This window comes from Caulobacter sp. (assembly GCF_965279145.1).
Classification (GTDB): domain Bacteria; phylum Pseudomonadota; class Alphaproteobacteria; order Caulobacterales; family Caulobacteraceae; genus Caulobacter.
The window spans coordinates 1,485,511-1,503,353 of sequence record NZ_OZ257139.1 but is presented as its reverse complement, the minus strand read 5'-3'; the positions used below and the strand labels follow the sequence as shown (position 1 = coordinate 1,503,353).

Genomic DNA, 17,843 nt, shown 5'->3' with positions numbered 1-17,843 from the left:
TCTCTCCCCATGAGCAATCCGCCTCCCGCCAACCTGATCCTCGTCGGCCGCGTCGCCGGCGGCTTTGGCGTGCGCGGCGAGGTCAAGATCACGACCTATACCGAAGACCCCAAGAGCCTGGCCGACTTCAAGGCGCTGCTGCGCCAGGATGGATCGCCGGCCCTGACCATCACCTCGGCCCGCGTGGCCAAGGAAGGTCTCGTCACCCGCTGCAAGGGGATCGAGACCAAGGAAGCCGCCGACGCCCTGCGCGGTCTGCGCCTCTATGTCCCCCGGGACTCCCTGCCCGAGCCCGACGAGGACGAATTCTACCTGGCCGATCTGGTCGGGTTGCCCGTGCGCCACATCGCTGACAACGCCCTTCTGGGGTCGGTGAAGAGCGTGCAGAATTTCGGGGCCGGCGACCTGCTCGAGATCCAGCCCGCCCTGGGCGGCCAGACCTGGTTCCTGCCCTTCACCCGGCAGGCCGTGCCCGAGGTGAAGATCGGCGAACGCCTGATCCTTGCCGATCCTCCCGCCCTGGTGGGTGAGCCGGAAGGTCCGGCCGAAGAGGCCGATGACGCCGACATCGTCGAGCGCAATTACGACTGATCCAGGAGTGTCGGGACATGGCCGATGGAAAGTGGCGGGTCACCGCCTCGCGCTATGTTCACAAGGATCGCTGGATCGCCGTTCGTGCCGACGATTGCGTCACCGACGAGGGCGTGGTGGTCGCCCCCTACTACGTGCTGGACTATCCTGACTGGGTCCAGATCGTGGCCCTCGACGCCGCCGACAACGTCCTGCTGATCCGCCAGTATCGCCATGGCCTCGGCGATTTCTCGATCGAGTTGCCGGCGGGCGCGATGGACGCTTCGGATGACGATCCACTGGTCGCCGCCGCCCGCGAGCTTCTGGAAGAGACCGGCTGCGCGGGCGACCTGACCCTGATCGGCCAGACCAGTCCCAATCCGGCCAACCACGCCAATCGCATCCATACCGTGGTGGCGCGCAACGTCGTGGTGGTCGCGGAGCCGGCCGACGATCCAACCGAGCGCATCGAGCGCTTTTGGGTCACGCCCGAGGAGGCCGTGCGGATGGCCATGACCGGCGAGATCACCACCGCGATCCAGATCGCCTCGCTTCTTGTCGGCCTGACCCAGGCCGGCGTGACGATGATCAGTCGTCCCGCCGCCTAGGCTCTATTTCTTGATCCGCATCAGGCATTCCTGAGCCACCGAGGCCAGCAGGGTTCCGTCCTGGCTGAACATCTGGCCGCGCACCATGCCGCGTCCCTGCGAGGCGCTGGGGCTGTCCTGGGCGAACAGGGTCCAGTCGTTGAAATTGAACGGGCGGTGGAACCACATGGCATGGTCCAGGCTGGCCGACTGCAGGCCGGGCGTGGTCCAGATCAGGCCGTGCGGGCGGAGGGCGCTTTCCATGAAGGCCATGTCCGAGGCGTAGGCCAGGGCCGCCTGCTGCATCTTAACGTCATCGCCGATCGGTGCGCGGGCCCGCATCCAGACTTCCTTGGTGCCCGATTTCTTTTCCGGCTTCACCGGATTTTGCGGATCGACCCAACGGATGTCGATCGGGCGTGGCTTGTCGAGAAAGGCCAGCATCTTGGGATGGACCTGGTCGCCCAGACTGCGCAGGAACTCGCCTTCGGTTTGCACCTCATCGGGCGCCGGGGCGGCCGGCATCGGCGACTGGTGCTCGAAGCCGTCTTCCGGCGTCTGGAACGAGCAGGCCAGGTTGAAGATCTGCTCGCCGTGCTGGATGGCCGCGACCCGACGGGTGGTGAAGGTGCCGCCGTCACGGGCCCGCTCGACCTCGTAGAGGACGGGGGCGTTCACATCGCCGGGGCGGATGAAATAGGCGTGCAGCGAGTGGCAGATCCGCTCGGGCACGGTCCGGTAGGCCGCCAGCAGGGCCTGGGCGATGACCAGGCCGCCAAAGATGCGGGGGAACCCGTCATTGGGGCTTACGCCCCGGAACAGGTTCACCTCGATGGCTTCGAGGTCGAGGATGTCGGCGAGGTTGTCGGTCGTCTGCATGGCGATGGGTTATTCCCCAAGCGCCGCCGGGGCAAGACGCGACCTTGCGTCACGTCGTCCCGATCGCCATCGTTTGCCGATGTCCTCACCCATCGTGCACCACCCTGCCTTCCGCGCCGAGATGCCGGCGGGGCACCGGTTTCCGATGGACAAGTTCTCGCGCCTGGCCGCCCTGCTGGCGGCCGAGGGCCTTCCGGGACCGGACGGCTTCCATCAGCCCGACCTGATCGACGTCGAGACCCTGCTGCTTGCGCATACCGAGGACTATGTCCGGGGCGTGCTGGAGCTGTCGCTGCCGGCGGATGTCGTCCGGCGGATCGGCATGCCCAACAGCCAGTCGGTGGCCGACCGGGCCCGCGCCGCGACGGGCGGCACGCTGCTGACGGCCCGGCTGGCCCTGGAGCACGGGATCGCCTGCAACACCGCCGGGGGCAGCCATCACGCCAGCGCCGAGAGCGGCGCGGGCTTCTGCGTCTTCAACGACGTGGCGGTGGCGGCGCGGCGCCTGCTGGCCGAGGGTGCGATCGGCCAGGCCCTGGTCGTTGATCTGGACGTCCATCAGGGCGACGGCACGGCCAGGATCTTCGAGGGCGACACCTCGGTCTTCACCTTCTCAATGCATGCCGAAAAGAACTTTCCAGCCCGCAAGGCGTTGAGCGATCTCGACATCGATCTGGCCGACGGGACAGGCGATGAGGCCTATCTGGCGCGACTGGCCGAGACCCTGCCGGGGCTGCTCGATCGGACGCAGCCGGATCTGGTGTTCTTCAACGCCGGGGTCGATCCGCATGTCGATGACAAGCTGGGCCGGCTTTCGCTGAGCCATGACGGCCTGGGGCGTCGGGAGGCCTATGTGCTGGGGCTTTGCCTGGCGCGGGACGTGCCTGTCGCCGGCGTGATCGGCGGGGGCTATGACCCGGACATCGACCGTCTGGCCGATCGCCACGCCATTCTGCACCGCACCGCGGCCGGTCTGTTGGGTGTTTGAAAGAGGGGCGCCGCGAGGAGTCTCGAGCGGCGCAAACTGTATCAGGTCAGTCTGGCAGGCGCGGCTTGCGCCTTGCTCCGTCGGGGCGGTCCGGGGTTCGTGACCCTCGGGACGGCCGGCCGACGGAGCTACGCGGCGATCACTCAGAAGCTCGAGGCGAGCGAACCGGCGATCACGACGAGCGGCAGAACCGCGAGAACCAGAGTGGCGAAACCGGCGAAAGCGTTGGACTTGATGGTCATGGTCTTGATCCCTTTGTTGGCCGGCGCGGTTGTTCGCGTCCGGTGAGCAGGGATATAGGCGCGGCTTAGGGTGAATACCCGTTACCTTTGCGTCATGAAGGCTTTTTAAGAAACATCCTGCCATTAATTCGCATTACATGGGTGTAATTTTATGTGATCTGCACCCGTCGGAGCAATATCTTACTTCGTCCCAGGCCGCTTCCCACTTCTTGCGCCACGTGAACGGCCGACCGCAGGTCAGGCACGGCTTGGAGGGCAGATCGCCCTTGCGCACGGCCTTGCCGCCGCCGTGTCCGCCGCGCGAAGCCCGGGTCATGGTCGCGCCTCCCTCTACTCTTCCGACGGCGCGACCAGGAAGATGCCGCGCAGGGTGGCGATCGGCGCCGCGCGAGTTTCCTGCCAGGCCTCGACATGGACATTGGCGACCCGCCGGCCCAGCTTCTTGACGGTGGCGCGGGCATAGGTGGTGACCGGCCGGCCCGAGCGCAGATATTCGATCGACACGTCCACCGTGCGCGGCTGGCGCTTCATCGGCGAGATCACCGACAGCTGGGCCACGGCCGTCATCTCCATGAAGGCGCCCAGCACCCCGCCATGAATGGCCGGCAGCATCGGATTGCCGACGATGTGGTCGGCGAACGGCAGGATGGCGGTCATCTCGTCGCCCGCCAGCTCGGCGGTCACGCCCAGGAACCGGGCATAGGGGATCGAGCCCAGAACGGCGACCAGGCGGTTGTCGGCGTCGCTCATGCGGCGTCTCCTTTTGCCTTGGAGGGCTTGAGATTGGCCCCGGCCTTCTTGCCGGCGCTGCTGTCGAGCATGAAGGTCGCCTGGGCGGTGGCCACCGGGTCCTCGGGATCATCCTCGTAGGCCACGGCGCGGACGAAGGCGACCGAGCGGGTCACCTTGTAGCAGTGGGCCCGGGCCATCACGTCGCGGCCGGGCTGGGCGGGACGCATATAGTCGATCCGCAGGTCCAGGGTGGCGATCGAGGTCCAGGTCTCCAGCGCCGCGTGCACCGCCTGGCCGCTGGCGTGGTCCAGCAGGGTGGTCATCACCCCGCCGGCGATCACCCCCGTCTCGGGGTCGCCGACAATCTCGGGGCGGTAGGGCACCTTCAGGATCGCCACCGCGTCGCCGATCTTCAGGGTGGTGAAGCCCAGGGCCCGCGCTTGCGGGCTGCCCTCGTTCATCGCCGTGGCGATCATGCGGCTCTGTTCGTTGTCATCACTCATGGGGATATGATTAGCAGTCCGCGCATTGTCATATCCAGCCGTGATCAAGCCCGAAGACCTTCTCTGTCCGCGACCGGATGGCCTCTACTGCCCGCCGGGGGACTTCTATATAGACCCGGTCCGCCCCGTGGACCGGGCGGTGATCACCCACGGCCATGCCGACCACGCCCGCGCCGGCCATGGCGTGGTCGCGGCCACGCCGGAGACCCTGGCGATCATGGCCGTGCGCTATGGCGAGGACTTCGCCGGTCGCCGTGAGGTCGTGCCCTATGGCGGATCCTTCACCCACAACGGCGTCGAGGTGACCCTGGTCCCTGCCGGCCACGTCCTGGGCTCGGCCCAGGCGGTGGTGCGCTGGAAGGGCCTGACCATGGTGGTCTCGGGCGACTACAAGCGCCGCCGCGATCCGACCTGCGCGCGGTTCGAGCCCGTGCCCTGCGATGTGTTCATCACCGAGGCCACCTTCGGCCTGCCGGTCTTCCGCCATCCCGACGACGCGGGCGAGATCCGCAACCTGCTGGCCAGCGTCGCCCAGTTTCCCGAGCGCACCCATCTGGTCGGCGCCTATGCCCTGGGCAAGGCCCAGCGGGTGATCAAGCTGCTGCGCGAGGGCGGCTGGGATCAGCCGATCTATGTGCACGGCGCGCTCGAGCGGCTGAACGCCCTGTACGAAGATCACGGCGTCGATCTGGGGCCGCTGCTGCCCGCCACCACCGGCCAGGCGAAGAAGGACTTCGCCGGCCAGATCGTCATCGCCCCGCCCTCGGCCATCGCCGACCGCTGGTCGCGGCGCTTCGCCGATCCGGTCGACTGCTTCGCCTCGGGCTGGATGCGCGTGCGGGCGAGGGCCCGGCAGCGGGGCGTCGAGCTGCCGCTGATCCTGTCCGACCACGCCGACTGGGACGAACTGACCGCGACCCTGTCGGAGCTCCGTCCTGGCGAGGTGTGGATCACCCATGGGCGGGAGGAGGCCCTGCTGCGCTGGTGCGAGCTGGAAGGCCTGCCGGCCCGGGCGCTGCGGCTGGTGGGGTATGACGAGGAGGAGGGGGAGTAGGCATTGTCGGTTCCCTGGTGACCACTTGCCCCCTCCTGACCTGCGCAGCAGGTCAGGAGGGGGCAAGTCTGGCGGACACAGGCTCTCAGCCTCACGCGGGAGACCGCTGAGTTAGAAGGGGAGGCGCGAAGCGGCCGGGACGAACCCGGATGACCGTGATGTGTTTTGTGCGTTTCGGCTCGACCTGTCCGCTTCGCCAAGCTGTTCTTGACCGTGAGGATTGGGGCACACGAGCGTCGGTTTCAGCTCTGATTCCCAACTAGCCCCCGGACGGGCGCGCATCTTGTCGATCGGCTAATCCGTCTCGACGCCGACGATGTGCGATAGGCGGACTCTGATCCCCGCCCTGTGATCCGCGCCGTTCCGCGCCCAGGCTTCCGGTGGTCCCGGATCAATCCAACGAACAGACCACCATCGTCCCCGACGCGGGGCGTCGCGGCCCCGCTCAGCTTCATCACCCGTCGCCGCTTTGGGCCGGTACCAAGCGCCCTCCCCCTGCGACGGGGACAGCCATGATTATGCGGGAGGTTTGAGCGCGGAGGATTGGCGCGATCAACTATTTTACAAGCGGTTGATTGGGTTGGGGTTTGTTCCGGAAAGAACGGGGATTGAGCGCCCTCTATCCCCATACCTCCCCATCAAAACTCTTGTCATCCCGGACGCGCCTTGGCGCGAGCCGGGACCCAGGGGCCGGCGCACTGCGGTTGCCCCTGGGTCCCGGCGCTCCGCTTCGCTGCGGCCGGGATGACAAGCGTTTGTTGGTGCGTCGGCCGCCCCCAGCCGCCCAGGCCCCGCCCTGAATCCTTGGAGGCGAGCTTGCTCTGAGGCCAAGCCGTGTCAATGACCGGCCAGAGGCCGGCCGCGCGCGGCGGCGCGGCGCGCCGTCATTGACACGGCCTGACCTCAGAGCTCCAATTCCACCAAGGGTTTCAGGGCGCGCCAGCCTCCGCTGCGGCGGATGGCGCCACCTGCAGGGGAAAATGATGCGCCGAGAATACTCAACTGCTGAGCGACTCGAACGCGCGAGCCTTCGAGTCGCAATGCACATCCGCGGCTTGTGGGAGGAGAAGGGCAGTTCGGACACTCGCCTACTGGAGGCTCTGCTCATACCCGATGAATTGACCGTGGTGGGACGCTCCTATGCCGAAAATGCGACCCGGCGAGAGCATGTCGTTCCTCGGCTAGTGATCGTCAAAGAGTGCCACCAGATGTTGGAGCGAGAGCAATCTGATGAGGCCCTTGCCAAGCTGATCCGTGACAACACCCGGATCGTTTTGATCTCAAAGGAAGAATCCGAGCGCTTGGATCGCGTCGATCAAACCAACCATCGGCAGACCATGCCAGCAGGATGGAAGTTCGGCGACGACCCTTTTGCGCGGCTCAAGAAGGCGGAAATCGAGTGGGCGCGGTATCCAGGGCCTCCTTCGTAGATAGAGCGAGGCCCCCTCACCCAAAACCTAGCCACCACCGCCACTTCCCCCTATACCGCCCGCATGTTTGAAGGCCTCTCCCCCCTCGCCCGCGACGCACGCGCCTGGCCGTTCGAGCAGGCGCGCGCCCTGCTGGCCCGCACGCTGCGTCTGCGCCTGTCCGACGCCGAGCGCGATCTTGCCTCGACCCTGATCAACGCCGGCAAGACCGACGAAGCGGTCGCCACGTTCGAGGCCCTGCGCAAACCGGTGGTGCTGGAGACCGGCTATGGTCCGTCGGGCCTGCCGCACATGGGAACCTTCGGCGAGGTGGCGCGCACCACCATGGTCCGCGCGGCGTTCCGCGCCCTGACCGATGATGCGATCCCCACGCGGCTGGTCTCGTTCAGCGACGACATGGACGGCCTGCGCAAGATCCCGCCGAACGTGCCCAACGGCGAGGTGATGATCCCCGACCTCGACAAGCCGCTGACCGTGGTCCGCGACCCCTATGGCGAGTTCGACAGCTTCGGCCATCACAACAACGCCCGCCTGCGCACGTTCCTGGACGGCTTCGGTTTCGACTACGAGTTCGTGTCCTCGACCGACTGCTATCGCGGCGGCCGCTTTGACGAGACCCTGCTGATCGCCCTGGAGCGTTTCGACGCCATCCAGAAGATCATGCTGCCGTCGCTGGGCGAAGAGCGCCGGGCCACCTATTCGCCGTTCCTGCCGATCAGCCCCAAGACCGGCAAGGTGCTGCAGGTCCCGACCCTGGAGCGCAATGTCGCCAAGGGCACGATCGTGTTCCGCGACGAGGACGGAGAGCTGACCGAGGTCCCCGTGACCGGCGGCGGCGTCAAGATGCAGTGGCGCCCCGACTGGGCGATGCGCTGGACGGCCCTGGGCGTCGATTACGAGATGAGCGGCAAGGACCTGATCGACAGCGTCCGCCTGTCCAACCAGGTGTGCAAGGTGCTGGGCGGCTCGCCCCCAGAAGGGTTCCACTACGAACTCTTCATGGACGAGAACAATCTGAAGATCTCCAAGACCAAGGGCAACGGCCTGACCATGGACGAGTGGCTGCGCTACGGCGCGCCCGAGAGCCTGGCCTACTACATGTTCCAGAGCCCCAAGTCGGCCAAGAAGCTCTATTTCGACGTCATCCCCAAGGCGACGGACGAATATCTCCAGCAGCTGGAGGCGTTCGGAAAGCAGGAGCCGAACAAGCAGATCGACAACCCGGCCTGGCACGTCCACTCGGGCAAGCCTCCCGAGCAGGGCTCGCCGGTGTCGTTCAGCCTGATGCTGAACCTGGTCTCGGCCGCCGACGCCTCGACCAAGGACATCCTGTGGGGCTTCCTGGGCCGCTATGTCGACGGCGCCACGCCGGAGAGCCAGCCCTTGCTGGACCGCCTGGCCGGCTATGCGATCAACTATTACGAGGACTTCGTGAAGCCCTCGAAGACCTTCCGCGCCCCGGACGACAAGGAGCGCGCGGCGATCGTTGATCTCCGTGGGCGCCTCGCGGCGCTGCCGGAAGGGTGCCAGGACGCCGAGCTGATCCAGAACGAGGTGTTCGCGGTCGGCAAGGACCATGAGTTCGAACCTTTGCGCGCCTGGTTCCAAGCTCTTTACGAAGTGCTGTTAGGGCAGAGCCAGGGGCCGCGCTTTGGCTCCTTCGCGGCGATCTTCGGTCTGGACCGGACGATCGCCCTGATCGACGAGAAACTGACGGCGGTCTGACCGCCGGACGACCGAAGGGACCGTGCGGCGGGCGCTGAAGCGCCCGGATCCGCCCGGCCTTCGGCGAGCCGGCGCTTTCCAGTGGTTGTGTGTCGGGTCGAAGGTTGCAGCGTCACGAAAAACGCGTGACGAGCAGGCGATGGTTCATCTCGCTCCCGGCCGGGGGCGGTCGCAAGTGAGGATTCCATGCGCGTAGTGATGATCGGCACGGGCTATGTTGGACTGGTGTCCGGGGCCTGCTTTGCGGACTTCGGGCATTTGGTGACGTGCGTGGACAAGGATCCGGGCAAGATCGAGCGCTTGGAGCGCGGCAAGATCCCGATCTTCGAGCCGGGTCTGGAGGATCTGGTCGCGCGCAACATGCGCGAGGGCCGCCTGTCCTTCACCCTCGATGGCGCTGCCGCCATCAAGGAGGCCGACGCGGTGTTCATCGCCGTGGGCACCCCCACCCGCCGCGGCGACGGCCATGCCGACCTCTCCTACGTCTATGCCGCCGCTGAGGAGATCGCCGGCCTGATCGAAGGCTTCACCGTCATCGTCACCAAGTCGACCGTGCCGGTCGGCACCGGCGACGAGGTCGAGGCCATCACCCGCCGCGTGCGCCCCGACGCCCAGTTCGCCGTGGCCTCCAACCCCGAGTTCCTGCGCGAAGGCGCAGCCATCGAGGACTTCAAGCGTCCAGACCGCGTGGTCGTCGGCACCGAGGATGAACGCGCTCAGGCGGTGATGCGCGAACTCTATCGCCCGCTGTCGCTGAACGAGACCCCGATCATCTTCACCGACCGCCGCACCAGCGAGCTGATCAAGTACGCCGCCAACGCCTTCCTCGCCATGAAGATCACCTTCATCAACGAGATGGCCGACCTGTGCGAAAAGGTCGGGGCCGACGTCCAGCAGGTGGCAAAGGGCATCGGCCTGGACAAGCGCATCGGCTCCAAGTTCCTCAATGCCGGTCCCGGCTATGGCGGCTCGTGCTTCCCGAAAGACACCATCGCCTTGGTCAAGACCGCCCAGGACTATGGCGCACCCACCCGGCTGATCGAGGCCACCGTCGAGATCAATGACGCCCGCAAGAAGGCCATGGCCACCAAGGTCGCCGCCGCCCTGGGCTCTCAAGACCTCTCGGGCAAGACCGTCGGGGTGCTGGGCGTGACCTTCAAGCCCAATACCGACGATATGCGCGACGCTCCCAGCCTGGACATTCTGCCGGCCCTTCAGGCCATGGGAGCCAGTGTCCAGGCCTTCGACCCGCAAGGCGGCCACGAGGCGGTCAAGATGCTGCCGGGCGTCACCTTTGCCGCAGGTCCCTATGAGGCGGCAGAGGGCGCCGATGTCCTGCTGATCCTCACCGAATGGGACCAGTTCCGGGCCCTCGACCTGGAGCGCCTCAAGGCCGCCCTCAAGGCCCCCGTCGTCGTTGACCTGCGCAATATCTACAAGCCCAACGACATGATCCGCGCCGGCTTCACCTACACCTCAATCGGGCGCGCATGATGGCTTCTGGGCCCGTCATTGTCACCGGCGCGGCCGGCTTCATCGGGATGCACCTGGCCGAGCGGCTGCTGGATCGCGGCGAGGCGGTCGTGGGGATCGATGTCTTCAACGCCTATTACGACCCCCGCCTGAAGGCCGCGCGCGCTGCGCGGCTGGAGGGCCGACCCGGCTTTTCAATGGTCCGCATGGACATCGCCGAGCACGAGGCCCTGCTGGATCTCGTCAAGACCAGCGGCGCCAGACGGATCGTGCACCTGGCCGCTCAGGCGGGCGTGCGTTACTCCATCGACAATCCCTTCGCCTATGAGCGCTCCAACCTTGCGGGCCATCTGGCCGTGCTGGAAGCGTGCCGCCACGCGGGCGTCGAAAATCTGGTCTATGCCTCGTCGAGCAGCGTCTATGGCGACCGGCCGATCGCGGAGGGCGGGTTTCGGGAAACGGATCCGGCTGACGCGCCCGTCTCGCTCTATGCGGCCACCAAGCGATCCTGCGAGCTGATCAGCGCCAGCTATGCGCGGTTGTATGGCTTTCCCCAGTCCGGCCTGCGGTTCTTTACGGGCTATGGGCCCTGGGGCCGGCCCGACATGGCCTATTACGACTTCACCCAGAAGATCCTCGCGGGCGAGCCCATCGAAGTCTATGGCGAAGGCAGGATGGCTCGCGACTTCACCTATGTGGACGATATCATCGACGGGATTATCGGGGTTCTCGACAATCCGCCGGCCCAAGGTGGCCATGAGGTCTACAATATCGGCGACAGCAACCCCGTCGGCTTGATGGAGATGATCACCACCCTGGAGCAGGCCATCGGCCGCAAGGCCGTGAAGATCATGCGCCCCATGCAGCCAGGCGACGTGACCGCCACCTATGCCGACATTTCGAAACTGAACGCCCTGACCGGCTACAAGCCCAAGGTGGCGCTGGAGGAGGGCCTGGCCCGCTTCGCCGCCTGGTGGCCGACCTTCCACAGGAGCTGATCCGCCCTGCTACGCCGTCCGCGGTTCCGGGCCGCGCCGTGCTCAGTTCCTGCCTCCAGGATGACCCGAAGCGACCGGGCGATCGCCGGAGACCATATTCCCGGCGACGCCGCCGTGGGGCTCTGGCAGACTCCTCCCTGACCCTGAACTCACCGACGATGGGACGACCATGAACGAACGAACGCCGATCCTTGTCGCTGGTGGCGCGGGCTATATCGGATCCCACACCTGTCTAAGGCTGCACGAGGCCGGCTTTCTGCCGATCGTCTATGACAACCTCAGCAACGGCTGGGAGTCATTCGTCCAGTGGGGTCCGCTGGAGGTGGGCGACATCAATGACGCCGCCCGGCTGGACGCCGTGTTGGCCAGGCACAAGCCGGCCGCAATCATCCACTTCGCCGCTTTCATCGAGGTGGGCTTTTCGGTCGCCGAGCCGGGTGCCTTCTACGCCAACAATGTGGGCGGGACGATCACCCTGGTCGAGGCCGCCCGCCGCGCCGGGATCGACAAGCTGGTCTTCTCCTCGACCTGCGCGACCTATGGCGCGCCGGTCTATGTGCCGATGGACGAAAAGCACCCGCAGCAGCCGCTCAATCCCTATGGCCGCAGCAAGCTGATGGTCGAACAGATTCTCGAGGACATGGACCGCTACAAGGCGTTCCGCTCGGTGGTGCTGCGCTATTTCAACGCCGCCGGCGCCGAACCGGAAGGCCGCATCGGCGAGAAGCACGAGCCCGAGACCCACGCCATTCCGCTGGCCATCGCCGCCGCGCGGGGCGAGCGCGACGCCTTCACGCTGTTTGGCAGCGACTACGACACCCGCGACGGCACCTGCGTGCGCGACTATATCCATGTGCTGGACTTGGCCGACGCCCACGTTCTGGCCCTGAAGTGGCTGCTGGCGGGTGGTGAGAGCACCGCTTTCAATCTCGGCACAGGCACGGGCACCACGGTCCGCGAACTGGTCGGCGCCATCGAGCGGCGCTCCAACACCCCTTTTCCGCTGATCCCTGCCGACCGACGGCCCGGCGACGCCCCCAGCCTCGTGGCCAATAACGACAAGGCGCGTACTAAGCTGGGCTGGAGCCCACGCTATGGCCTGGACGAGATCATCGATCACGCCTGGTCCTGGCACGCCAATGGGGCGCCGCTGCTGAAGCGATAGGACGGTTCAGGCTTTGGGCCTGCGACACCATGTCCGCTAAGATGAATGAAGTCTGAATTCCCGGTTAAGGGAATGTCCGCAATTGGCGTTGTAAGGTTCCAGCATCAGAACCCCAAGGTTAGTCCAATGGCTTCGTTCACTCTTCGCCCGTCAGATCGTTCGGAATTCGACTCTCTGCTCGGCGACCTCACCTCGAAATTCCCCGGCGCCCATGTGGAAGCCGCGCATAACGACATCTGGGGTTCCTACCGGGTCGACGTGTCATGCGACGCGCCCTGGGAAGGCGATCTGATCGCCTATATCAACGGCCAGCACGGCAACTGCCCGCGCACCTAGGCTTTACTGACTGGCCCAGAGGATCCGCGCGATCCAGGCCACATCGCCGCGCTCCAGCACACGGTCTCCGTAGTCCCGGTTCAGGGATGTCAGTTCGATCGTCTTGGCGGTGACCCGCGCCAGTTCCTTGGCCATCACCTCGCCGTCGTTGGTCTTGACCACCACCCGGTCGCCGCGGCGCGGCTCGATCGAGGGCGAGACCAGGATGCGGTCGCCGTCGCGAAACACCGGGGTCATCGAGTCGCCGGAAATCTCCAGCGCATAGACGCCGTCTTCCTGCAGGCCGGGAAAGGCGATCTCGTCCCAGCCCTCGCCGGCCGGGAAACCCGCGTCGTCGAAGAAGCCGTCAGATCCCGCCTGGGCGAAGCCCAGCAGCGGCACGCCGCGCGCCGGCGGGCGCTTTGTGTTTTCCGTCAGCGCCGCGAATTCCGAAAATCCCACACCCGTGGCTTCCAGCACCTTGGCCAGGCTCTCGGTCGAGGGCCAGCGGGGCCGCGCCTCGGCGTCGGCCGACATGCGCTTGGAGCGGTTGAAGCTGGTCGGATCCAGGCCCGCCATCTTGGCCATGGCCGACGGGCTCATGTCGAAACGCTTTGCGAGCGCGTCGATCGCGGTCCAGATTTCGGTGTGCGAAAGAGCCGTCATGGCGTGAGATCCGGCGGGTTGAGGCGACAGGAAAATAAGCCTTGCCGCTAGGAAAGTAAACCTATCCGGGCAGTCTCAGCTTGACGTTTACGTAAACGTTGACGTCAACGGAAGCCGGCGCTAGAGTGATCAACGATAACAAAGCGGCCCAGCCGCGTAGCTGGGCCTTTCCTCTTGGGAGGTTTCTATGTTGGCTGACCTGCGTCGCCCCGAGCGGACGTTCACGATCCGCAATCTCTGCAATGAATTCAAAGCCACGCCGCGCGCGCTGCGCTTCTATGAGGACAAGGGCCTGCTGTCGCCGGCTCGAGAAGGCCTCAACCGCGTCTATTCCCACAAGGACCGCGTCCGCCTGCAGCTGATCCTGCGCGGCAAGCGCGTGGGCCTGTCGCTGTCGGAAATCCGCGAACTGCTGGACCTGTATGACGAGAACGACGACGGCGCGGCCCAGATGGCCCGGTCGCTGAAGAAGTTCCGCGAGCGCGCCACCGCGCTGGAGCAGCAGCGCGACGATATCGACGGCGCCCTGATCGAACTGCACCAGGCCTGCGCCCGTCTCGAGCAGCGCCTGGCCGAGATCCGCCCCGACCTGCTGCCCCGCGCCGCCGACTATGACCAGGTGCTGCGCGCCCGGCTGGACGGTCACGCGGACGCCGCACTGGGCAAGTAAGCTCTTTCCTTTCTACTCCTCTCTCTTCCAGGACCTTCCATGACCTACCAGGCGCCCGTTCGCGATCACGTCTTCATCCTGCGCGACATGCTGAACATCGATCAGCATGGCCAGCTGCCGGCCTTCGCCGACGCCTCGTTCGATACGGTCGAACAGATCCTGGAGGCCGCCGCCCAGTTCACCGGCGAGGTCCTGGCCCCGCTGAACACCGTCGGTGACAAGACCGGCTGCGTGCTGAACAAGGACACCAACGAAGTCACCACGCCGCCGGGCTTCAAGGAAGCCTACAAGCAGCTGTGCGAAGGCGGCTGGACCGGCCTGGGCTCGGACCCCGCCTATGGCGGCCAGGGCCTGCCGCATGTCGTCAACCTGGCGTTCAGCGAGATGTCGAGCTCGGCCAACATGGCCTTCTCGATGTATCCGGGCCTGGCCCACGGCGCCTATTCGGCCATCCACACCGGCGGCACCGACGCGCAGAAGGAACTCTACCTGCCCAAGATGGTGTCCGGCGAATGGACCGGCACCATGAACCTGACCGAGCCGCACTGCGGCACCGATCTGGGCCTGCTGCGCACCAAGGCGGTTCCCCAGGCTGACGGCACGTATCGCATCACCGGCCAGAAGATCTGGATCAGCGCCGGCGAGCACGACATGTCGGGCAACATCATCCACCTGGTTCTGGCCCGCATCGAAGGCGCCCCGGCCGGCGTGAAGGGCATCAGCCTGTTCATCGTGCCCAAGTTCCTGCCCAAGGAAGACGGCACGGCCGGCGAGCGCAACGAAGGCGTCAAGTGCGTCGGCCTCGAAGAAAAGATGGGCATCCACGGCAACGCCACCTGCGTCATGCAGTATGAAGACGCCAAGGGCTGGCTGATCGGCGGCGAGAACGCCGGCCTGAAGATCATGTTCGTGATGATGAACGAGGCCCGCCTAGGCGTCGGCATGCAGGGCGTGGCCCAGGGCGAGGCCGCCTATCAGGCCGCCGTCGCCTTCGCCAAGGATCGCCTGCAAGGCCGCTCGCTGACCGGCCCGAAGAACGCCGAAGGCCCGGCCGACCCGATCATCGTCCACCCGGACGTGCGTCGCATGCTTCTGGAGAGCAAGGCCCTGATCGAAGGCGGTCGCGCCTTCCTGTTCTGGACCGCCCTGCACGGCGACCTGGCCCACGCCCACCCGGACGAGAAGGTCCGCGAAAAGGCCGAAGACTACATGGGCCTGATGACGCCGGTGCTGAAAGGCTATCTGACCGACAAGGGCTTCAAGGTCTGTTCGGACGCGGTGCAGGTGCACGGCGGCAGCGGCTTCACCGAGCACTTCCCGGTCAGCCAGTTCATGCGCGATTGCCGCATCGCCCTGATCTATGAAGGCACCAACGGCATCCAGGCCCTGGACCTCGTGGGCCGCAAGCTGGCCTCCAAGGGCGGCCGCGCGGTGATGACCTTCTTCCAGGAAATCGACCAGTTCATCGGCGAGAACGACAGCGACGAAGGCCTCAAGCCCTTCATCAAGGCGCTGGCCGAGGTGAAGGCCCAACTGCAGGACGGCACGATGTGGCTGATGCAGAACGGCCTGCAGAACCCCGACAACGCCGGCGCGGCCTCGACCGACTACATGCACCTCTTCGGCCTGACGGGCCTGGCCTACATGTGGGCCCTGCAGGTCAAGGCGGCCCAGGCCAAGATCGCGGCCGGCTCGTCCGACCCGTTCTATTCGACCAAGGTCACCACGGCGCAATATTTCATCGAGCGCATCTTGCCTGACGCAGGGGCGCATCTGACCAAACTCAAGACGGGTTCGGCGACCCTGATGGCGCTGCCCGCGGAGGCTTTCTGATCATGAGCGTGCTCGACGTCGCAAAACCGGCTTTCATGGCCGAGGAAGACATCGCGATCTTTGAAGACGCGGTGGGCAAGTTCTTCGACGAGCACGCGCCTGAAGCGACGGTCGCCCAGTGGCGCAAGAACCACTGCGTCGATCGCTCGATGTGGACCAAGGCGGGAGAGGCCGGCTTGCTGGGCCTCTCCACGCCGGAAGAATACGGCGGCGCCGGCGGCGACTATCGCCACGAGGTCGTGCTGATGGAGCAACTGGGCCTCAAGGGCGTGGATGGCTTCGGCATCAGCCTGCACAACGCCATCATCATGCCCTACCTCGTCCACTACGGGACGGAAGAGCAGAAGCGCCGTTGGCTGCCCAAGCTGGCGACCGGCGAGCTGGTCGGCGCCATCGCCATGACCGAGCCCGGCGCGGGGTCGGACCTTCAGGGCGTCAAGACGACGGCCAAGAAGGTCGGCAACCAGTACGTCATCAACGGCTCCAAAACCTTCATCACCAACGGCCAGACCGCCAACCTGATCATCGTGGTCGCCAAGACCGACGCCGCGGCCGGCGCGCGCGGCACCTCCCTGCTGATCGTCGAGACCGACGGCGCCGAAGGCTTCGAGCGCGGCCGCAACCTCGACAAGCTGGGCCAGGAAGCCCAGGACACCTCCGAACTGTTCTTCAACGACGTCAAGGTTCCGACCGAGAACCTGCTGGGCACGGACGAGGGCCAGGGCTTCTTCCAGCTGATGGGCCAACTGCCGCAAGAGCGGCTGAACATCGCCGTCCAGGGCATGGCCACCATCGAGCGGGCGCTGGAGCTGACCATCGCCTACGTCAAGGAGCGCAAGGCCTTCGGCAAGGCGATCATCGACTTCCAGAACACCCAGTTCGTGCTGGCCGAATGTAAGACCGAGGCGACCGTCGCCCGCGTCTTCACCAACCACTGCATCGAGCAGCATCTGGCCGGCAAGCTGGACGCCTCGACCGCCTCGATGGCGAAATACTGGGTCAGCGACCTGGAGAACAAGATCGTCGACCGCTGCCTGCAGCTGTTCGGCGGCTATGGCTTCATGAACGAATATCCGATCGCCCGGATGTACCGCGACAGCCGCGTCCAGCGGATCTATGGCGGCACCAACGAGGTGATGAAGATCCTGATCGCGAGGACGCTGTGATCCTCACGCTCGCCCTGATGGCCCAGACCGCGACCGCGGCGCCCGCCGCCGATCCGCGCGCGGCGGTCGTCTGCGTGCGGGCCGAAAAGGGCGGCCGTCGGCCGCTGACCTTTTCGGGCAAGCTGGTGGGCAAGCGCCCCCAGCCGGGTGAGTTCAAGCTGCCGCTGACGCCTGGCAGCGATGTCTGCAACAACCTGCTGCGCTCCAAGATCGCGACCTGGAGCCTTGAGGTCACCACTTCGGGCTTCACGGCCTGCGCCCTGCCGGCGCCGGAGTTTGGCCAGCGGGTGACCTACAGCGCCAAGGTCTCGGCGCGCGGCCTGATGTGCAAGCCGATCGCCAAGTCTCCCATCGGAACCTGGAAGTAATGTCGGTCCACACCGCCACCGTCCGCTGGACCCTGAAACCGGAGGAGGACTTCCCCCGGGGCCGCTACAGCCGCGCCCATACGCTGTCGTTCGATGGCGGCGTGACCACGACCGGCTCGGCATCACCTTCGGTGGTGCCGCTGCCGTGGTCGGACCCGGCGGGCGTCGATCCGGAAGAGATGTTCGTCGCGGCGCTGTCGGCCTGCCACATGCTCACCTTCCTGGACCTCGCCCGACGGGCCAGGTTCGTCATCACCGCTTATGCCGACATGGCCGAAGGCGAGATGACCCGGAACGATCACGGCGCGATGTGGATCAGCACGGTAACGCTGCGTCCCAGGATCACCTACGAGGGCGCCCCGCCCAGCGAGGCCGAGGAAACCGCCCTGCACGAGGCCGCCCACCACGCCTGTTTCATCGCCAATTCGGTCCTCACGGATGTGCGGGTCGAGCCGGCGCCTACCAGACAACCCGCTTAG

General features: G+C 66.0%; 21 protein-coding genes and 1 pseudogene. 15 read left to right on the top strand and 7 right to left on the bottom strand.

The window, feature by feature from the left end; all coding sequences use genetic code 11:
• Positions 1-9: 9 nt before the first annotated feature.
• Both rimM and ACQY9P_RS06970 read left to right on the top strand, forming a co-directional pair.
• Positions 10-591, top strand: coding sequence for a ribosome maturation factor RimM (rimM, locus tag ACQY9P_RS06975; protein WP_421739970.1), 582 nt, complete (start codon positions 10-12; stop codon positions 589-591).
• 17 nt (positions 592-608) lie between these two features.
• Complete coding sequence (locus ACQY9P_RS06970; RefSeq protein ID WP_421739971.1) at positions 609-1,178, top strand: NUDIX hydrolase; 570 nt, start codon at positions 609-611, stop codon at positions 1,176-1,178.
• Positions 1,179-1,181: 3 nt separating this feature from the next.
• Here ACQY9P_RS06970 and ACQY9P_RS06965 read toward each other — a convergent pair whose 3' ends face one another.
• Positions 1,182-2,036, bottom strand: coding sequence for an acyl-CoA thioesterase (locus tag ACQY9P_RS06965; protein WP_421739972.1), 855 nt, complete (start codon positions 2,034-2,036; stop codon positions 1,182-1,184).
• A gap of 79 nt (positions 2,037-2,115) precedes the next feature.
• Here ACQY9P_RS06965 and ACQY9P_RS06960 point away from each other — a divergent pair, with 79 nt between their 5' ends.
• A complete protein-coding gene (locus ACQY9P_RS06960; protein ID WP_421739973.1) occupies positions 2,116-3,024 on the top strand; it encodes a histone deacetylase in 909 nt (302 codons plus the stop codon).
• A 143-nt stretch (positions 3,025-3,167) separates the two neighbouring features.
• On the opposite strand, the gene ACQY9P_RS06955 is transcribed toward ACQY9P_RS06960, so the two are convergent.
• The 4 genes from ACQY9P_RS06955 to ACQY9P_RS06940 all read right to left on the bottom strand — a co-directional run bounded on the left by ACQY9P_RS06955 (position 3,168) and on the right by ACQY9P_RS06940 (position 4,501).
• Positions 3,168-3,266 carry a hypothetical protein gene (locus ACQY9P_RS06955; protein ID WP_421739974.1) on the bottom strand — a complete coding sequence of 33 codons (99 nt, stop codon included), beginning with the start codon at positions 3,264-3,266 and terminating at the stop codon, positions 3,168-3,170.
• Positions 3,267-3,399: 133 nt separating this feature from the next.
• Positions 3,400-3,582, bottom strand: a complete 183-nt coding sequence (locus tag ACQY9P_RS06950) for a DUF2256 domain-containing protein (protein WP_421739975.1) — start codon at positions 3,580-3,582, stop codon at positions 3,400-3,402.
• Between the two features lie 14 nt (positions 3,583-3,596).
• Positions 3,597-4,016 carry a PaaI family thioesterase gene (locus ACQY9P_RS06945; RefSeq protein ID WP_421739976.1) on the bottom strand — a complete coding sequence of 140 codons (420 nt, stop codon included), beginning with the start codon at positions 4,014-4,016 and terminating at the stop codon, positions 3,597-3,599.
• Positions 4,013-4,501: a PaaI family thioesterase gene (locus ACQY9P_RS06940; protein ID WP_421739977.1), complete on the bottom strand. Its 489-nt coding sequence runs from the start codon at positions 4,499-4,501 to the stop codon at positions 4,013-4,015. The genes ACQY9P_RS06945 and ACQY9P_RS06940 overlap by 4 nt, the downstream gene beginning before the upstream one ends.
• 25 nt (positions 4,502-4,526) lie before the next feature.
• On the opposite strand from ACQY9P_RS06940, the gene ACQY9P_RS06935 reads away from it, so the two are divergent.
• A complete protein-coding gene (locus ACQY9P_RS06935; protein WP_421739978.1) occupies positions 4,527-5,555 on the top strand; it encodes a ligase-associated DNA damage response exonuclease in 1,029 nt (342 codons plus the stop codon).
• Positions 5,556-6,174: 619 nt separating this feature from the next.
• On the opposite strand, the pseudogene ACQY9P_RS06930 reads toward ACQY9P_RS06935, so the two are convergent.
• Positions 6,175-6,335: pseudogene (locus tag ACQY9P_RS06930) on the bottom strand (hypothetical protein).
• Positions 6,336-6,595: 260 nt separating this feature from the next.
• Between ACQY9P_RS06930 and ACQY9P_RS06925 the strand changes: the two are divergent.
• The 6 genes from ACQY9P_RS06925 (at position 6,596) to ACQY9P_RS06900 (ending at position 12,682) form a co-directional block, all read left to right on the top strand.
• Positions 6,596-6,985, top strand: a complete 390-nt coding sequence (locus tag ACQY9P_RS06925) for a hypothetical protein (RefSeq protein ID WP_421739979.1) — start codon at positions 6,596-6,598, stop codon at positions 6,983-6,985.
• A gap of 63 nt (positions 6,986-7,048) precedes the next feature.
• Positions 7,049-8,710: a lysine--tRNA ligase gene (locus ACQY9P_RS06920; protein WP_421739980.1), complete on the top strand. Its 1,662-nt coding sequence runs from the start codon at positions 7,049-7,051 to the stop codon at positions 8,708-8,710.
• 186 nt (positions 8,711-8,896) lie between these two features.
• Complete coding sequence (locus ACQY9P_RS06915) at positions 8,897-10,204, top strand: UDP-glucose dehydrogenase family protein (RefSeq protein WP_421739981.1); 1,308 nt, start codon at positions 8,897-8,899, stop codon at positions 10,202-10,204.
• On the top strand, positions 10,204-11,181 hold the full coding sequence (locus tag ACQY9P_RS06910; RefSeq protein ID WP_421739982.1) for an NAD-dependent epimerase/dehydratase family protein: 978 nt from the start codon (positions 10,204-10,206) through the stop codon (positions 11,179-11,181). The genes ACQY9P_RS06915 and ACQY9P_RS06910 overlap by 1 nt, the downstream gene beginning before the upstream one ends.
• 169 nt (positions 11,182-11,350) lie before the next feature.
• Positions 11,351-12,346: a UDP-glucose 4-epimerase GalE gene (gene galE / locus ACQY9P_RS06905; RefSeq protein WP_421739983.1), complete on the top strand. Its 996-nt coding sequence runs from the start codon at positions 11,351-11,353 to the stop codon at positions 12,344-12,346.
• A 126-nt stretch (positions 12,347-12,472) separates the two neighbouring features.
• A complete protein-coding gene (locus ACQY9P_RS06900; protein ID WP_421739984.1) occupies positions 12,473-12,682 on the top strand; it encodes a hypothetical protein in 210 nt (69 codons plus the stop codon).
• A 3-nt stretch (positions 12,683-12,685) separates the two neighbouring features.
• Here the strand turns inward: ACQY9P_RS06900 and ACQY9P_RS06895 are convergent, their stop codons facing one another.
• Complete coding sequence (locus ACQY9P_RS06895; RefSeq protein WP_421739985.1) at positions 12,686-13,327, bottom strand: S24 family peptidase; 642 nt, start codon at positions 13,325-13,327, stop codon at positions 12,686-12,688.
• 190 nt (positions 13,328-13,517) lie between these two features.
• Here ACQY9P_RS06895 and ACQY9P_RS06890 point away from each other — a divergent pair, with 190 nt between their 5' ends.
• Genes ACQY9P_RS06890 through ACQY9P_RS06870 form a run of 5 tightly spaced genes read left to right on the top strand, consistent with a single transcriptional unit; the run spans position 13,518 to position 17,843 of the window.
• Complete coding sequence (locus tag ACQY9P_RS06890) at positions 13,518-13,997, top strand: MerR family transcriptional regulator (RefSeq protein ID WP_421739986.1); 480 nt, start codon at positions 13,518-13,520, stop codon at positions 13,995-13,997.
• A 39-nt stretch (positions 13,998-14,036) separates the two neighbouring features.
• Positions 14,037-15,830 carry an acyl-CoA dehydrogenase C-terminal domain-containing protein gene (locus ACQY9P_RS06885; RefSeq protein WP_421739987.1) on the top strand — a complete coding sequence of 598 codons (1,794 nt, stop codon included), beginning with the start codon at positions 14,037-14,039 and terminating at the stop codon, positions 15,828-15,830.
• A 2-nt stretch (positions 15,831-15,832) separates the two neighbouring features.
• A complete protein-coding gene (locus ACQY9P_RS06880; RefSeq protein ID WP_421739988.1) occupies positions 15,833-16,996 on the top strand; it encodes an acyl-CoA dehydrogenase family protein in 1,164 nt (387 codons plus the stop codon).
• Positions 16,997-17,013: 17 nt separating this feature from the next.
• The gene (locus ACQY9P_RS06875; RefSeq protein ID WP_421740142.1) at positions 17,014-17,364 is read left to right on the top strand and encodes a hypothetical protein; all 351 of its coding nucleotides are present in this window, start codon (positions 17,014-17,016) and stop codon (positions 17,362-17,364) included.
• Positions 17,364-17,843, top strand: a complete 480-nt coding sequence (locus ACQY9P_RS06870) for an OsmC family protein (RefSeq protein ID WP_421739989.1) — start codon at positions 17,364-17,366, stop codon at positions 17,841-17,843. The genes ACQY9P_RS06875 and ACQY9P_RS06870 overlap by 1 nt, the downstream gene beginning before the upstream one ends.

What these genes read in the sequence shown, in the direction of transcription:
- ACQY9P_RS06950 (WP_421739975.1), bottom strand. Translation starts at nt 3,582, where the DNA reads ATGACCCGGGCTTCGCGCGGCGGACACGGCGGCGGCAAGGCCGTGCGC.
- ACQY9P_RS06925 (WP_421739979.1), top strand. Translation starts at nt 6,596, where the DNA reads ATGCACATCCGCGGCTTGTGGGAGGAGAAGGGCAGTTCGGACACTCGC.
- ACQY9P_RS06960 (WP_421739973.1), top strand. Translation starts at nt 2,116, where the DNA reads ATGTCCTCACCCATCGTGCACCACCCTGCCTTCCGCGCCGAGATGCCG.
- ACQY9P_RS06965 (WP_421739972.1), bottom strand. Translation starts at nt 2,036, where the DNA reads ATGCAGACGACCGACAACCTCGCCGACATCCTCGACCTCGAAGCCATC.
- ACQY9P_RS06940 (WP_421739977.1), bottom strand. Translation starts at nt 4,501, where the DNA reads ATGAGTGATGACAACGAACAGAGCCGCATGATCGCCACGGCGATGAAC.
- ACQY9P_RS06920 (WP_421739980.1), top strand. Translation starts at nt 7,049, where the DNA reads ATGTTTGAAGGCCTCTCCCCCCTCGCCCGCGACGCACGCGCCTGGCCG.
- ACQY9P_RS06970 (WP_421739971.1), top strand. Translation starts at nt 609, where the DNA reads ATGGCCGATGGAAAGTGGCGGGTCACCGCCTCGCGCTATGTTCACAAG.
- ACQY9P_RS06870 (WP_421739989.1), top strand. Translation starts at nt 17,364, where the DNA reads ATGTCGGTCCACACCGCCACCGTCCGCTGGACCCTGAAACCGGAGGAG.
- ACQY9P_RS06900 (WP_421739984.1), top strand. Translation starts at nt 12,473, where the DNA reads ATGGCTTCGTTCACTCTTCGCCCGTCAGATCGTTCGGAATTCGACTCT.
- ACQY9P_RS06955 (WP_421739974.1), bottom strand. Translation starts at nt 3,266, where the DNA reads ATGACCATCAAGTCCAACGCTTTCGCCGGTTTCGCCACTCTGGTTCTC.
- ACQY9P_RS06945 (WP_421739976.1), bottom strand. Translation starts at nt 4,016, where the DNA reads ATGAGCGACGCCGACAACCGCCTGGTCGCCGTTCTGGGCTCGATCCCC.
- ACQY9P_RS06885 (WP_421739987.1), top strand. Translation starts at nt 14,037, where the DNA reads ATGACCTACCAGGCGCCCGTTCGCGATCACGTCTTCATCCTGCGCGAC.
- ACQY9P_RS06875 (WP_421740142.1), top strand. Translation starts at nt 17,014, where the DNA reads ATGGCCCAGACCGCGACCGCGGCGCCCGCCGCCGATCCGCGCGCGGCG.
- ACQY9P_RS06910 (WP_421739982.1), top strand. Translation starts at nt 10,204, where the DNA reads ATGGCTTCTGGGCCCGTCATTGTCACCGGCGCGGCCGGCTTCATCGGG.
- galE (WP_421739983.1), top strand. Translation starts at nt 11,351, where the DNA reads ATGAACGAACGAACGCCGATCCTTGTCGCTGGTGGCGCGGGCTATATC.
- rimM (WP_421739970.1), top strand. Translation starts at nt 10, where the DNA reads ATGAGCAATCCGCCTCCCGCCAACCTGATCCTCGTCGGCCGCGTCGCC.
- ACQY9P_RS06895 (WP_421739985.1), bottom strand. Translation starts at nt 13,327, where the DNA reads ATGACGGCTCTTTCGCACACCGAAATCTGGACCGCGATCGACGCGCTC.
- ACQY9P_RS06880 (WP_421739988.1), top strand. Translation starts at nt 15,833, where the DNA reads ATGAGCGTGCTCGACGTCGCAAAACCGGCTTTCATGGCCGAGGAAGAC.
- ACQY9P_RS06915 (WP_421739981.1), top strand. Translation starts at nt 8,897, where the DNA reads ATGCGCGTAGTGATGATCGGCACGGGCTATGTTGGACTGGTGTCCGGG.